At 70.7% G+C, this 13,492-nt stretch carries 15 protein-coding genes; 8 read left to right on the forward strand and 7 right to left on the reverse strand.

The window, feature by feature from the left end; genetic code table 11:
* The coding region (locus AB0M54_RS44010) for a hypothetical protein (RefSeq protein WP_364478543.1) at positions 1–1,008 on the reverse strand (1,008 nt) is incomplete at its 3' end.
* A 116-nt stretch (positions 1,009–1,124) separates the two neighbouring features.
* On the reverse strand, positions 1,125–1,364 hold the full coding sequence (locus AB0M54_RS44015; RefSeq protein WP_364478546.1) for a hypothetical protein: 240 nt from the start codon (positions 1,362–1,364) through the stop codon (positions 1,125–1,127).
* Positions 1,365–1,612: 248 nt separating this feature from the next.
* On the opposite strand from AB0M54_RS44015, the gene AB0M54_RS44020 reads away from it, so the two are divergent.
* On the forward strand, positions 1,613–2,197 hold the full coding sequence (locus AB0M54_RS44020) for a TetR/AcrR family transcriptional regulator (protein ID WP_364478549.1): 585 nt from the start codon (positions 1,613–1,615) through the stop codon (positions 2,195–2,197).
* Positions 2,198–2,528: 331 nt separating this feature from the next.
* Here AB0M54_RS44020 and AB0M54_RS44025 read toward each other — a convergent pair whose 3' ends face one another.
* Positions 2,529–3,152, reverse strand: coding sequence for a TetR/AcrR family transcriptional regulator (locus tag AB0M54_RS44025; RefSeq protein ID WP_364478552.1), 624 nt, complete (start codon positions 3,150–3,152; stop codon positions 2,529–2,531).
* Positions 3,153–3,246: 94 nt separating this feature from the next.
* On the opposite strand from AB0M54_RS44025, the gene AB0M54_RS44030 reads away from it, so the two are divergent.
* Positions 3,247–4,158 carry an alpha/beta fold hydrolase gene (locus AB0M54_RS44030; RefSeq protein ID WP_364478555.1) on the forward strand — a complete coding sequence of 304 codons (912 nt, stop codon included), beginning with the start codon at positions 3,247–3,249 and terminating at the stop codon, positions 4,156–4,158.
* Positions 4,159–4,552: 394 nt separating this feature from the next.
* Positions 4,553–5,458 carry an arginase family protein gene (locus AB0M54_RS44035; protein WP_364478558.1) on the forward strand — a complete coding sequence of 302 codons (906 nt, stop codon included), beginning with the start codon at positions 4,553–4,555 and terminating at the stop codon, positions 5,456–5,458.
* 17 nt (positions 5,459–5,475) lie between these two features.
* On the opposite strand, the gene AB0M54_RS44040 is transcribed toward AB0M54_RS44035, so the two are convergent.
* The gene (locus AB0M54_RS44040) at positions 5,476–6,270 is read right to left on the reverse strand and encodes a hypothetical protein (RefSeq protein ID WP_364333704.1); all 795 of its coding nucleotides are present in this window, start codon (positions 6,268–6,270) and stop codon (positions 5,476–5,478) included.
* Positions 6,271–6,303: 33 nt separating this feature from the next.
* On the opposite strand from AB0M54_RS44040, the gene AB0M54_RS44045 reads away from it, so the two are divergent.
* The 4 genes from AB0M54_RS44045 (at position 6,304) to AB0M54_RS44060 (ending at position 9,826) form a co-directional block, all read left to right on the forward strand.
* A complete protein-coding gene (locus tag AB0M54_RS44045; protein WP_364478561.1) occupies positions 6,304–6,453 on the forward strand; it encodes a hypothetical protein in 150 nt (49 codons plus the stop codon).
* A gap of 235 nt (positions 6,454–6,688) precedes the next feature.
* Positions 6,689–8,440: a CocE/NonD family hydrolase gene (locus AB0M54_RS44050; RefSeq protein ID WP_364478564.1), complete on the forward strand. Its 1,752-nt coding sequence runs from the start codon at positions 6,689–6,691 to the stop codon at positions 8,438–8,440.
* 20 nt (positions 8,441–8,460) lie between these two features.
* A complete protein-coding gene (locus AB0M54_RS44055) occupies positions 8,461–9,234 on the forward strand; it encodes a maleylpyruvate isomerase family mycothiol-dependent enzyme (RefSeq protein WP_364478567.1) in 774 nt (257 codons plus the stop codon).
* A gap of 22 nt (positions 9,235–9,256) precedes the next feature.
* Positions 9,257–9,826, forward strand: coding sequence for a DUF1349 domain-containing protein (locus AB0M54_RS44060; RefSeq protein ID WP_364333692.1), 570 nt, complete (start codon positions 9,257–9,259; stop codon positions 9,824–9,826).
* A 96-nt stretch (positions 9,827–9,922) separates the two neighbouring features.
* On the opposite strand, the gene AB0M54_RS44065 is transcribed toward AB0M54_RS44060, so the two are convergent.
* Positions 9,923–10,057, reverse strand: a complete 135-nt coding sequence (locus AB0M54_RS44065) for a hypothetical protein (protein ID WP_364333689.1) — start codon at positions 10,055–10,057, stop codon at positions 9,923–9,925.
* A 128-nt stretch (positions 10,058–10,185) separates the two neighbouring features.
* Here AB0M54_RS44065 and AB0M54_RS44070 point away from each other — a divergent pair, with 128 nt between their 5' ends.
* Positions 10,186–11,034: a hypothetical protein gene (locus AB0M54_RS44070; RefSeq protein ID WP_364478570.1), complete on the forward strand. Its 849-nt coding sequence runs from the start codon at positions 10,186–10,188 to the stop codon at positions 11,032–11,034.
* Positions 11,035–11,077: 43 nt separating this feature from the next.
* Here the strand turns inward: AB0M54_RS44070 and AB0M54_RS44075 are convergent, their stop codons facing one another.
* Together AB0M54_RS44075 and AB0M54_RS44080 are read right to left on the reverse strand one after the other, a co-directional pair.
* Positions 11,078–12,553 (reverse strand): aldehyde dehydrogenase (NADP(+)), encoded by a 1,476-nt coding sequence (locus tag AB0M54_RS44075; RefSeq protein WP_364478573.1) that lies wholly within the window; start codon positions 12,551–12,553, stop codon positions 11,078–11,080.
* A 79-nt stretch (positions 12,554–12,632) separates the two neighbouring features.
* On the reverse strand, positions 12,633–13,490 hold the full coding sequence (locus AB0M54_RS44080; RefSeq protein ID WP_364478576.1) for a fumarylacetoacetate hydrolase family protein: 858 nt from the start codon (positions 13,488–13,490) through the stop codon (positions 12,633–12,635).
* Positions 13,491–13,492 lie beyond the last annotated feature (2 nt).

Here is a 13,492-nt window from a genome sequence, read left to right on the forward strand (position 1 = left end):
CAGGGTGTTCTGCTTACCTTTCACCTCCGACTTCAACGCCCCGAACTTCGGCGACGCCGCCGCCGGCGGCCGCGACAACCGCTGCACCGGCACCGCGGCGGGCGCGGACGCGGGCGGCCGCGACAACCGCTGCACCGGCACCGCGGCGGGCGCGGCCGGCGCGGTGTCCGTGGCCGGCGCGGTGTCCACCGAGCGAGAAAGAACGTTCTTTCTCGTTGCGTCCGTCTCGTGAACGAGTTCCGCTTCGGCGGACTTCACCGGCACGACTTGCGCTGGTCTCACGCTGTTCTGAGCGAGCCATCGCACCCGCACGGCCGCGGTTTCCGTGTCCACGTGGGACCGGCGCTGCAGCGGCAGCTCGGGCACCCAGTCCTGATCGGCTTCGGCTGTGGTCGTTCCGGCGGCGATCGTTCCGGCGTCCGCGGTCTGTGTTGCGGTGGTGGGGCCGGTGGCTGTGGTGGTTGCGGGGGCGAGTGTTTCGGTGCCGGCGGTTTGTGACGTGGTGGTGGGGGCGGTGGCTGTGGTGGTGGCGGCGATGGCGGTGGATGGGGCCGCGGTGGTGGAGGTGGGTTTGCGGCGCTGGGCGATCATGCCGGCCAGGGCCCGGTTGCCGGCCGCGGACTGGAGGCGTTGAGCAGCGGCCACGCCGAACGGTCGTGCCGAGGGCGCGCGGCGAGCCCCGGCCGCGGTGTCGGCCACCGTGTCATCGCTCTGGTGCGGCGTTGACGGACGGCGGTGTTCCGGCTCATGATCCTCGGCTTTGTCTTTCAACGAACCCCCGCCCCCGACAAAGACGTTGCCAACTCCACCATGCCCGCGGCAGGACGCGAGATCACCGACCTCCGAACCTAACCGGGGGCAGCAGATGTTGCCCAAAGGGGCACGAGCGCTTCGCTCGGCGGCGGCGGCGGTGAAAGAGCTTGCCGACTTCCTGCCCAGCAACCAGATTGGGGAGCGATGCTGAAGGTGAGTGACCTCGAGCGCGGCGCACCGGCCCTGCTGCCCCATCTGGCGTTGTTCGTGAGTTTGGGGTTCTGTCACAGGAAGTGTGATTGATCATCTCTGATGGCTCGTTGCACTTCCGTGTGACGCGACGGTCCAGCGGTTACTGCCGCACCTTGGGGTCATTCGACGGTGGACATCACCTGCTTACGTCGGGTCTCCAGGAGGGCGATCACCGCGAACGCGACGACCGCCGCCGCGACCGCGATGACGTAGCACCACGGAGCGGACAGGTAGTTAGCCGCCACCATCACGTTCGGGCCCTTGTCAGTGAAGACTCGGAAGATGATCGCGATCGGGCCCTCCCAGACGCCCGCGATAAGCGTGAAAGTCATTGCCAGCCGGTACCAGCCGTCGTCCACAGTTGACTCCCATCGGGATACGAACGTATCAATGACAGCAATTCGAATGGCTGCCAGCAAGCCAGAAGTGAACGAAACGTCACACTAGATGCGGCTAGGCTGAGAAGGTGCGTGACGAAAATAGGTGCGTGGTCTGCCGTGGCCCAGTCCGGTCGTCCCTGCGCGGTCGCCGTCCGATCTACTGTTCCCGCGCCTGCCAGGCCCGGGCGTACCGGTCACGCAAGAACCCGCCGGTCCTTGCACCCACCGTGCCGGAACTGGCCGGTCGCCGGCGCCAGATCGTCGAGGCGGTCTGGCGCATCGCCGCCGAGCGGGGCCTGCAGATGGCCACCATCCGAGAAATCGCCGCCGAGGCGGACGTGACCCCGCGGGTGGTGCAGTACCACTTCACCGACAAGCACCACCTGCTGGTGACCGCCCTGCAGACGCTGCACCGCGACAACGAGCACCGCAGCCGGGAACGGATCGCGGCACTACGGGACCCGTCCGACCCGCGAGTACTGCTCCGCGCCACCCTCGAGGAACTGCTCCCACTCGACGAGCAGCGCCGCACGAGCCTGCGGGTGATGACCGCCTATTACGCGTGGAGTCTCACCGATCCCGCGCTGGCGGCGGTCTTCCTGCACCAGGAACACTCGCTGGAAGACCTCGTCGCCGCCTTGATCAAAGCTAGCGGCGTCCGACCCTCGATCGACCCGGCCCGGGAGGCGGACCTGCTCGTCGGCGGCATCAGCGGACTCGGGCTCGACCTGCTGCACCGACGCCGCACCCGGGCGAACATACGGCGCACCCTGGACTACCACCTGAACCGCATCCTGGCGCAGCAGCCATGACCGGCGGCTATCAGACTCCGACATGAACCTCATGGTGAGGATCTAGTTGCACCCTCCACACTGCCTGTGACAGAACCGAGTTTGGGCGCCAGATGTTCGCGACTTTCGGCGCCACTCTGCCGGCACCACGCGCCGCAATGTTCGTGAGAACCGGCACCACTCGCGGATCTGGACCACCGGTGGTGTGGACGTCACCCGCCGAGCCCGCTTACGTTGCGTACAAAGGATCATGAAGCCGCTCGGGGCGCGGATACGCGGATTTAGCCGATGAGAGAGTTCTCGGCGATGACGTAGATGGTCCTGCAGATCCCGATTTCAGACAGCATTTTGCCTAGCAGGAACCCGGGCGCTGTGCAGCTCGCGCCGGGTCGGGTCCGGAAATGGTGGAGCCAGGGGTGCGGCACCCGGCCAGGAGGCGGGCGACCATCTGCCTGGCGTCGTTCCGGTCGTAGTCCGGCCCGAGGATGCACAGGTTCCCGATGGCTCGCAGCAGCGCGTACGCGGTGATTTGCGGGTCGATCTCCCCGGCCTCCTGGCTCGCCGCCAGCAGGGTCGCGCAGGCTGGGACGAGCTCATCGAGTATCAGCGCGTGGAGGTTGGCCAGGCTCGGGTCCTCTGAGCCCAAGGCGACGCTGAGACCATGCTTGGTCACCAGAAAGTCCACGAAGGCTGCAATCCATCGGTCTAGGGCGTCAACGGCCGGGATCGGCTGCTGCCGCAATTGCGCGGCCAGGGCCGTGCAGTCGTCGACCTGATGGCGATAAACGGCACTCACCAAGTCTGCCCTCGTCGGGAAATGGCGGTAGACCGTTCCGACCCCCACACCTGCACGAGCGGCGATGTCACGGACGGGGGCCTGCACACCCTGCTCGACGAACGCCGCGGCCGCCGCCGTCAGCACCGCCTCGCGGCTGCGACGCGCACCTGCCTGGCGCACACCAAGTGTGTCGGACAACACGCCTCCTTGTTGACGGAACATTGTTCCGCTAAGTTTGCGGAACGACGTTCCGTCAAAGCTAGCAAACCCACCATCAGTCGCGGAGACTCTCATGCCCTCTACACCGCTCGACCGCCGGCTCGTCTCGGTAAAGCCGATCACCGTGCCCGCCACCGGCCGCAGCGTCCCGCTTCAGGTCAAGGTCACAGCGCCCGTCGACGGCGACAAGTTGCCCATCATCGTCTTCTCCCACGGCAACGCCTGGTCGATGGATGGCTACGAGCCCCTCGTGGACCGGTGGGCGGCCGCCGGGTTTGCCGTCGTGCAGCCCACCCACCTCGACTCCCGCCGTAACCGCATCGGCTTCGACGACTCCCGCTACGCGAGCATCTGGCGCGTACGCATCGCGGACCTGCACGCGATCCTGAACCACCTCGGCGACATCTTCGACCAGGTCAGCGGCCCGCCCGCACGCGCCGATCACCACCGCGTCGCGATCGTCGGGCATTCCTGGGGCGCGCAGACCACCGGAGCGCTGCTTGGCGCCCGCGTCCTCGACAACGCCGGCAACCCGGGTGAGGACTTCTCCCACCCCGCGGTCAAGGCCGGCGCGCTCATTGCCGCAACCGGCACCGGTGACAGCCTGACCCCGTTTGCGGTAGAGCACCTGCCGTTCATGCGCCCGGACTACTCCACCATGACCATTCCGGCCCTGGTGATCGCCGGCGGCAAAGACCAGTCCGCCATGTCCACCCGCGGCCCCGACTGGTTCACCGACGCCTACCACCTCAGCCCCGCCCCGAAGCGGCTGCTCGGCATCGCCGACGGCGAGCACACCCTGGGCGGGATCGCCGGCGAGGCAGTGAAGGAGACCACCGACGAGAACCCCGCCCGCGTCGCGCTCGTCGCGGACGCCGTCTCCGCCTACCTACTCGACATCCTCGGTGGGGACGCGACGCCCTGGCAGGCCTTGGAGAAACAGGCCACCGACAGTTCCGGAACCTTCACCATTGACACGAAGTAAGTGTTAGGCAGCCGGGTTCGGCGCCTGCCGAGCCCGGCCCAGAATCGTAGCGTCGGGGGCTACCGATTCCATTGCGAGGTGGGCGGCCTGCTTCTCTGGGGCGAATCCCACCAGGGCGGCCACTTCTTCTGGCGCAAGTCCGACCCGGACCCCGACCACTGGCCGTCCGTCGTCTACGCGGACAACGGCGACTGGTGGGAACACCCCGGCGGCGTGCTCGACCTGCTCGTGGGCCTGGTCGACGGATCCGTCGAACACCTGGGCCCGACGGTCGATTCGGCCTGTCCTGGCGATCGGCCGAGAGCGAGGCGTGCTCTGGGCCACGCCGCAGCCCGGTTGATCGACGCTGTGCTTGCCGCTTGTCGAGCTCCCGTGCCACCGGCATCCTGGTCCGATGTCGTTGAGGTGGCCGGGCTCGGTGGATCTGATCGGCGTGTGCTTCGACGGTTCGGGACGGCCCGCCGGTCAAGCGCAGGCGGCCTCCGCTCTCCGCGAGGCCGGACTGACCGAGGCCCTGCCCGGCGCGGCCATGACGGCGGACGTCACCGCGCCCGAGCCCGACCCGGGCCGGGGCGCCGGCGGGTTCGCGAACGAGGCCGCGCTCCTGATCATGGTCGAGGGCGTCTACCAACGCGTCCGGGACTCGCTCGCCGAAGACCGCTTCCCGCTGCTCTACGGCGGTGACTGCGCTGTCCTGCTCGGCGCCCTCCCCGCCCTGCGCGACCAGCAGGGCGCCGCCGGCCTGCTCCTCCTCGACGCTCACGAGGACGCGACCACCATGACCTGCTCCCCGGACGGCGAGGCCGCCAACATGGAGATCGCACTATTGCTCGGGCTCACCGGCCAGAACGCCCCCGAGCCGATGCGACGTCGCCTGCCCGCCCTCGACGCCGACGCCATCGTCATGCTCGGTCAACGCGACGACCGCTACCGCGAGGCGATCGTCGCCCCCTCGATCGCCGACCGCGTCCGCCTGCACACCGCGCACGACCTCCACGGGCAGGCCGCCCACCTGGCTGACGAGGCCACCGACCACCTCGACCGGACCACATCGGGCTGGTGGCTCCACATCGACCTCGATGTCCTGCGGGGCGACAACTTCCCGGCCTGCGCCGCCGCCAACGACCCGGCCATGCCCGGCGGCCTCACCTGGGACGAGCTCACGACCATCGTCCGCCGGGCCCTGCGCAGCCCGAGGTGCCGAGGCCTGGGCGTCGGCGTCTACAACACCGACCTGGACCCCGACCGGCGAGCGGCCCACCGCATCGCGCGATTTCTCGGCGAACTAGCCGACCACTGACCCCGACCGCAGCATCCTCATGACCGTGCCGGGCCGAGGATCTTCTGCAGCCCGGCCTGTAGCTGACGCCGGCCAGATGTCGTCACCGCCAACCGGAGCCGGAGCCAACCGTCGGCGTCGTGAATCTCCAGCGTGTCGGCGGCCGCATCGGTGAACCGCAGAGCCAGCTCATCGTCGGACATCGCCCAGTCACACAGACCGGCCGCTACCACGCAGTGGGCGGGCTCGAAGCTCACGGTGTGGGGCTCATCCTCGTCGTCGGGCTCGTACTGGATGATGATTCCCCGACCGGCGCCATCGGCGTGTTCAGCCGCCCAGACCGAGAAGATGCCGGCAACCAGCCCCGAACCGGCCAGCCGCAGCGTGGTCGGCGGCCCATCGGTGCACCACGGACAGTCGACCGGCTCCGGTTCCGGCAGTACCGGAACCGCCCATATCCCGTCGGTGAGCCCGAATTTGCCCTGCCAGGCGCCGTCCTCGTCCTCCCAGGCGTGCACGGTTCGTCGGCGTGGGCCCCGGTGCACCTGGTAGATCAGGCCATCGACGTCCACGTCACCGCAGTACGTCGCGCTGCCGTGCCCGGACCGGGTGTCCATCGGCGTGATCGTGTAGCCGCCCCGGCCGGCGAGGAAGGACCAGTGCTCGACCGCCTCGCGGCGGCCTGCCTCGCCATCCGCCGGCGCGTCCGACCGTACGTCGAACAGCAGTGTTGCCGGGTCTGGCAGGCGAGCCAGCTCGGTCAGTTCCTCGAAGGTAGGCATCGTCGCGAATGATAAGTATCCGGATCGGTGACCGAAGGCCCAGGCCACCATTCGGGGGAGCTCTTGTTCCCAGAATGCGTCGCCGTGGGAGCCGCGGCGGACGGTCAGGATGACGTCCCCGCCCGCGTCGCGCCGGGCGAGGCGCCGAAGACCGCGGTTCGGTCGACGATGCGGGCCCAGGACGACAAGGTCAGGGGTGCGGCGCCGAACTGCTCGTCCATCCAGGCGACGTAGGCCGCGGCGTTTTCGGTCGGGGGAACATGCGGCCGTACGGAAACCTGCTCGTCGGTGCTCGGGCTCCGGGGTCGCGGCGCCTGGCTGGCGTAAGTCGTGCCGCGGCCCGGTCGCGTTGCGGCTGCTGGTAACGGTTCAGGCAGCGCGGCGCGGATGTCGTGGCGTGATCTTGCCACGGCTGGCCTCTCGGCCGCGTCTTCCATTGCGGACAGCTCTGGCCTTTGGTGGAGGACTCATGCGATACGCAGTTGTGGCCGCCGTGCTGGCGGTCGGCATCGGGATGCCGGCCTGGGCGGCCGACGAGCCGGCGACGATCGTGGTGCGGGACGGCGCGACCCAGCCGGTGTTCGACTACGCGCAGGCGATCAACGAGGAGATCTGGGTCGAGGTTCCGCTGGACAGCGACGGGGACGGGGCCCGGGACCGCGTACACCTGGATGTCACCCGGCCGGGCGAGACCGAGACCGCGGGCCTCAAGTCGGGGGCGCTGATGATCGCCACGCCGTACATGGGTGATTTTGTGGACGCGCCGTACCACTCGGTGGAGGTCGATCGGCTTCCTCAGGAAGGGAAACGGGAGACGAATAAGGCGCTTAGCGCGTCCCGCGCGGGGGACGACGAGGAGGGCTATCCGGAGGAAGGGCTCTGGGAGTACTTCGTCCGGCGGGGGTACGCCATGATCACGATGGAGAGCCTGGGCACCGCGCGTTCCACCGGCTGCCCGGACGCCGGCGGCCCGCACGAGGCGGCCGCGACCCGCGCGGTGATCGACTGGCTCGGCGGCTCGGGGCGGGCCTACGACGCGGCCGGGCGGGTGGTCTCGGCGCACTGGTCGGCGCACGCCGTCGGGATGTACGGCGTCTCGTACAACGGCACTCTGCCCTTGGCCGCCGCCGTGACCGGGCGCTCGGCGCTGAAGACCGTGATTCCGATGTCGGCGGTCTCCAGCTGGTACGACGAGTACCGCGCCAACGGTCTGGTGGTGGCGCCGTACACCTGGCAGGGCGAGGACGCCGACATCCACGCCCGGATCATTCTGTCCCGTACGCATCCGGAGGTCTGCGCGGCCGCCATCGACCGGCTGACCCGTGAGCAGGACCGGGTCACCGGCGACTACTCCGCGTTCTGGGCGTCGCGTGACTACGCGTCCAAGGCCGGCAACATCGAGGCCAGCGTGTTCATCGTGCAGGGCCTGCGCGACTGGAACGTCAAGACCAAGCAGGGCACCCAGCTGTGGGACGCGCTCGGCCGGCACGGCGTCGACCGCAAGCTGTGGCTCTACGACGGCGACCACGGATCGGCGAACGCGCCGCAGTTCTTCCCCGCGATGCGCCGCTGGATCGACCACTACATCTACGACGTGGACAGCGGCATCGAGGACGAGGCGGCGGTCACCTTCGAGGACGCCGACGCCGCCGTGGTCGAGACCGCCTCGGCCTGGCCGGTCCCCGGTTCGGCGCCGGCCACGTTGCCGCTTGCGGTGGGCCGTCCGCGTACGGACACCTTCGTCGACAACGGCCGTGACGTGGTCGCCGAGGAACTGCTGGAGCCGTCCGGCCACTCCCTGGCCTACCTCTCGCCGGCGTTGCGGTCGCCGGCCCGGCTCAGCGGCACGCCGCGGGTCACGCTCGACGTCAGCGTCGACAACCGGACCGCCGCCAACCTGACCGCGCTGCTGGTCGACTACGGCCCCGCCGGCACGGACCCGGTGATCGTGACGCGCGGCTGGACCGACCCGCAGAACCGCGGATCGCTCACCCGCTCGTCGCCGGTCACGCCGGGGAAGACCTACCGGCTGGGCTGGGACATGCAGCCGCAGGACCACACCTTCGCGCCCGGCCACCGCCTCGGCGTCGTGGTGCTCTCCACCGACTACGATTACACGCTGCGGCCGTTGCCCGGCACGCAGATTTCGGTACGGCCAACCAGCAGCACCATTCGGCTGCCGATGGTCGGGGGTCGTGCCGCGCTGAACTTCCACGCGTAGCGAAGACGGGGCGTGAGATCGTGCTCGAGGCCGACCGGTACTTCCTGGAGTTCGAGCACGAAACGGCCGTACTGGCCGGGCTGGCCCGCGACGCCGGCGGCGACCGTCCGATCCCGACCTGCCCCGGCTGGACGATGGAGCAGCTGGTCGGGCATGTCGGCCGCGGTCACCGGTGGGCGGCCGAGATCATCCGGCGGCGTCTGCCGGCGCCGATCCCGATGCCCGAGGTGGTCGTGCCGGCCGGCCCGGACGCGCGGGGCGAGTGGCTGGTCGAGGGGGGCCGGCTGCTCGCCGACGCGGTGCGGGCCGTCGGGCCGGAACAGCCGGTGTGGACGTGGCAGAAGGACCGGTCGGCGGGCTTCTGGCTGCGACGAATGCTCCACGACGAGGTGATCCATCGCTTCGACGCCGAGCTGGCTCTGGGCATCGAGGGTGAGCTGGCGGCCGATCTCGCCGCTGACGGCGTGTCCGACGTGCTGGACACCGCGGCGGCACTGTCCGGTCCGGACCTCGGGGTGCCGAGCGCTTTCACCGGCCTGGCCGGCGACGGTGAGTCGCTGCTGTTCGTCGCCACCGACGACGACCTCGGGCCGGGTCGCGAGTGGTCGGTCACCCGCGGCCCGGCCGGGGTCACCTGGCGGTACGGCCGGCACGAGGCGCAGGTCACCGTACGCGGGCCGGCCCTTCAGCTGTTGCTTCTGCTCAATCGACGGCTGCCGGCGGGTACGGCGGACGTGGAGATCGCCGGCGACCAGGAACTCTTCGCGCATTGGTGGTCGAACAGCAGGTTCTGAGGGCGGCGCATAGGCTGGCGCGATGGCGACATCGATGTCCTGGCTCAACGAGCCGCCGGAGTGGTCCGATGAGGACGGCGTGATCCGGGTGGTCACGGGCCTCAAGACGGACTTCTGGCGCGAAACCTTCTACGGCTATGTCACCGACAACGGGCACTTCTACCGGCGCCCGGTGACCGGTGACTTCACCGCCGAGGTGGTGGTGGCGGCCGGGCACTCGACGCTGTTCGATCAGGCCGGGCTGATGCTGCGGGCCGACGCGCGGTCGTGGCTGAAGACGGGGCTCGAGGTCACGTCCGGCGCCGTGCAGCTGAGCACGGTGCTCACCCGGGGGGAGTCCGACCTGTCGGTGGTGCCGGTGCCCGGGTACGACGGCGAGCTGACGCTCCGGCTGACCCGCTTCGGCTCGGCGGTGTGTGTGCACCGCGGCACCGGGGACGGCTCGTGGCAGCTGGTCCGGCTCGGCCACCTGGATCTGCCCGAGACGGTCGACGTCGGGGTCATGTGCTGTTCGCCGGAACGGGCCGGGCTGGATGTCACGTTCCGCGAGTTCCGGATCGGCGAGCCGATCTCCCGGGACGGCCTCGAGTAGCGCGCCCGGGCCGACAGCAGCGCGCCAGAGCGCCGACAGCGGCGCGGCCGGGCCGAACAGTAACGCGGCCGGGCCGGCCCAGGAAGAACGGCCGGGTCAGCGGCCGGTCGACGGGATGGTCGACTGGTGGCCCTTCTGCTCGTCGCGCTTCACGCGCTTCACGGCCTGCTTCTCCTTGATCGTCTTGCCCTTCTTCTTGACGTTCGCCTTGGTCGTCGAGTCCTTGGACATGATCGAACCTCCCGGAAACGGTCGGGCAATCGATGACAATCGGTGCGGCATGCTGACCCTACGCTCCTTTACGCCCGCACGATGGACGGATGAGGGCGGCCGGGGCGGCCCGTGAGACGATTCGGACCATGGGAAATCAGCGTGCGGCCGGCGACATCGATGCGCGGGTCGCCCTCGCGCAGGACCGCACGACCGGCCCGGACGAGCTTCACGAGCTCGCCTCCGACCCGTCGGTCCTGGTCCGCGCCGCGGTTGCGGCCCGGCCCGATGCTCCGGCGACGGCCCTACGGCCGCTCGCCCGAGATCGTGATCGCTCGGTCCGGGAGGCGGTCGCGAGGAACCCCGCCACCTCGCAGGGGAACCTGCTGCGCCTGGTGACCGACACCGATCGGCGGGTGCGCTGGGCGGTCGCGGCCAACCCGGCCTGTGACGCCCGGGTGCGGCAGGTGATGGTGACGGCCCAGGACAAGGAGCTGCGCGGCCTGCTGGCCGAGATGCCCGAGCTGGAGCCCGAGCTGGCGGCGGTCCTCGTCGGCGACGCCTCGCCCGAGGTCCGGGAGCGGCTCGCCCGCCACACCTACGACACCGACACCATTGCGGCGCTGCTACGCGACCGCACTGTCCGGGTGCGTAAGGGTCTCGCCATCAACGAGCAGACCACCGCCGAACAGCGGCACCTCCTGGCCGAGGACTCCTCGCCCGACGTCCGGGCCACGCTGGTGCGGGCGGTGGAGCTGGCCGAGGCCGATCTGCGGGCGCTGCTGACCGACCGGTCGGCGGAGGTACGCCGCTCGATGGCCATGTCCGAGGTCACCCCGGAGCACATCCGGCGGGAGCTGGAGAACGACGCCGACGAGACGGTGGCGGACGAAGCTCGCCGGCACCACAGGGCGCCGGCGCCGGCCCCGCGCGCCGGTCACCGTCGTGCCCTCGGCACGCGCTTCCCGGGCCGGGCCGGCGGCCGGACCGCGCAGTAGAACGGCCGGACCGCCCGGTAGAAGGGCGGGAGGGCGAAGGGCGTCAGGCGGGCTCGCGGCGGGGGATGTGCCACGGGTTGGCCGCCTGGAGCGCCGGGGGCAGCAGGTCGTCCGGCAGCGACTGGAAGGTCACCGGGCGCAGCCAGCGGCGGATCGCGGTGGCGCCGACCGAGGTGTGGGCCGAGTTGGTCGTCGACGGCCACGGGCCGCCGTGGGACATCGCCCAGGAGACGGCCACGCCGGTGGGCCAGCCGTTCCAGACGACCCGACCGGCCCGGTCGGCCAGGATCGACAGCAGCCGGGGCAGCGGGAACGGGTCGCCGGGCTCGCCGTGCACGGTCGCGGTCAGCGAACCCTCGATCGTGGACAGGGCCGCGAACAGGTCGTCCTCGCCCTTGTACTCGACGATCAGCGCGGCCGGGCCGAAGTGCTCGTCGGTCAGTTCGGCGTCGAACGCGTCGGTGCTCGTGGTGAAGAGCTGGGCCGACGCCCAGGAACCGTCGGCCGGGGCGTCCGGGCCGGAGGCGAGCAGGGAGACCCGTTCCGACAGCTCGGTGAGGCCCGAGGCCAGCTGGGAGGCGATGCGGGCGTTGAGCATCGGCGCCGGCTCGACGGCGGCCACCGCCGACTGCAGGGCCGGGCCGAGGCCGTGGCCGGCGGGCAGGAAGAGCAGGCCGGGCTTGGTGCAGAACTGGCCGGTGCCCAGGGTGAAGGAGCCGACGAAACCGGTCACGATCTCGTCGGGGCGGGCGGCCACCGCGGCCGGGGTGACCACGGTGGGGTTGATGCTGCCCAGCTCGCCGAAGAACGGGATCGGGTCGGGCCGGGACGACGCCACGTCGAACAGGAACCGGCCGCCGGTGGTCGAACCGGTGAAGCCGGCGGCCTTGACGCGGGGATCCTTCAGGGCGGTGACGCCCTCGTCGTCGCCGAAGATGATGCCGAAGACGCCCGCGGGCAGGCCGGTGTCGGCGACCGCCCGGGACGCCAGCGAGGCGACCGCGGCCGACAGCCCGGGATGGGAGCCGTGCGCCTTGACCAGCACCGGAGCGCCGGCGGCGAGGGCGGACGCGGTGTCGCCGCCGAGGACGCTGAAGGCGAACGGGAAGTTGCTGGCCGCGTACACCAGGACCGGGCCGACCGGCTCCAGCATCCGGGCCAGGACCGGCCTCGGCGGGGTCGCGCCCGGGTCGGCGTCCTCGAGGATCGCCTCCAGGTAGGCGCCCTCGGTCACCACCGACGCGAACAGGCGCAGCTGGGCGCTGGTGCGGGCCAGCTCGCCGGTCAGGCGGGCCGACGGCAGCCCGGACTCGGCCATCGCCAGCGGGACGAGGTCGCCGGCGGCCGCGTCCAACCGGTCGGCCAGCCGGGTCAGCAGCTCCGCGCGTACCCCAGGAGTCGTGGCCTTGAACGCGCCGAACGCGTCGGCGGCGGCCGCGAGCAGGGGCTCGGGGGGAGTGGGAGGCACCGCGGAGCCGACCGGGGAGCCGGTACGCGGATCGATGCCCTGGATGCTCACGGCGTTCTCCGAAGGTAGGCGGGTTCGACGTTCATCCCACCGTACGACCCCGGCCGCGTCCCCACCTCACGGGCCGGCTTCACGAGCGGCCGCGTAGCAGTGACGACGCGTCGACCACGGGGTTGGTGAGCGTGCCGATCCCATCGATGGTGACCGCGACCGAGTCGCCGGCGGTCAGCGTGAAGTCGAGCTCCGGCACGATCCCGGTGCCGGTGGAGAGGACCGCGCCCTCCGGGAGGTCGTACTGCCGGTAGAGGTAGCCGACCAGGTCGTCGAGGCGCCGGTGGAGCATCGCGGTCGAGGTCTCGGCCGACCACACCTCGTCGTCGCCGCGGCGGACCGAGGCGGCGATGGCCAGCTCGTACGGGTCCGGGACCTCCCAGGCCGGGCGGATGCCCGGGCCCAGCGCGCAGGCGCCCGCGTAGATCTTGGCCTGGGGCAGGTAGAGCGGGTTCTCGCCCTCGATCGACCGGGAGGACACGTCGTCACAGACGGTGTAGCCGACGATCGTGCCGTCCGCGGCCGCCACCACCGCCAGTTCGGGCTCGGGGACGTCGACGGCCGAGTCGGTGCGGATGCCGATCGGCTCGCCGGGGCCGGACACCCGCCAGGCCACGCTCTTGAGGAACAGCTCGGGACGGTCGGCGGCGTAGACCCGGGCGTACACGTCGGCGACCTCGCTCTCCTCCTGTCGTGCCTCGCTGGACCGCTCGTAGGTGACGCCGGCCGCCCACACCTCAGTCCGCCCGTCGACCGGGGCCAGCAGCCGCACCTCGGCGGTCTCGGCCGGGCCGGCGGCGGCCTCCTCGACGGCCCCGCGGAAGTCACCCGCGAGCAGTTCGGCCAGCGTGGACGCCGACGCGCGCCGGACCAGACCGTCGTCCGTGCGTACCCCGACCAAGGTCTGTCCCCGGACCTCGTACCTGATGACCAGCATGT

The sequence above is a fragment of the Actinoplanes sp. NPDC051470 genome (assembly GCF_040682035.1).
Lineage (GTDB): Bacteria > Actinomycetota > Actinomycetes > Mycobacteriales > Micromonosporaceae > Actinoplanes.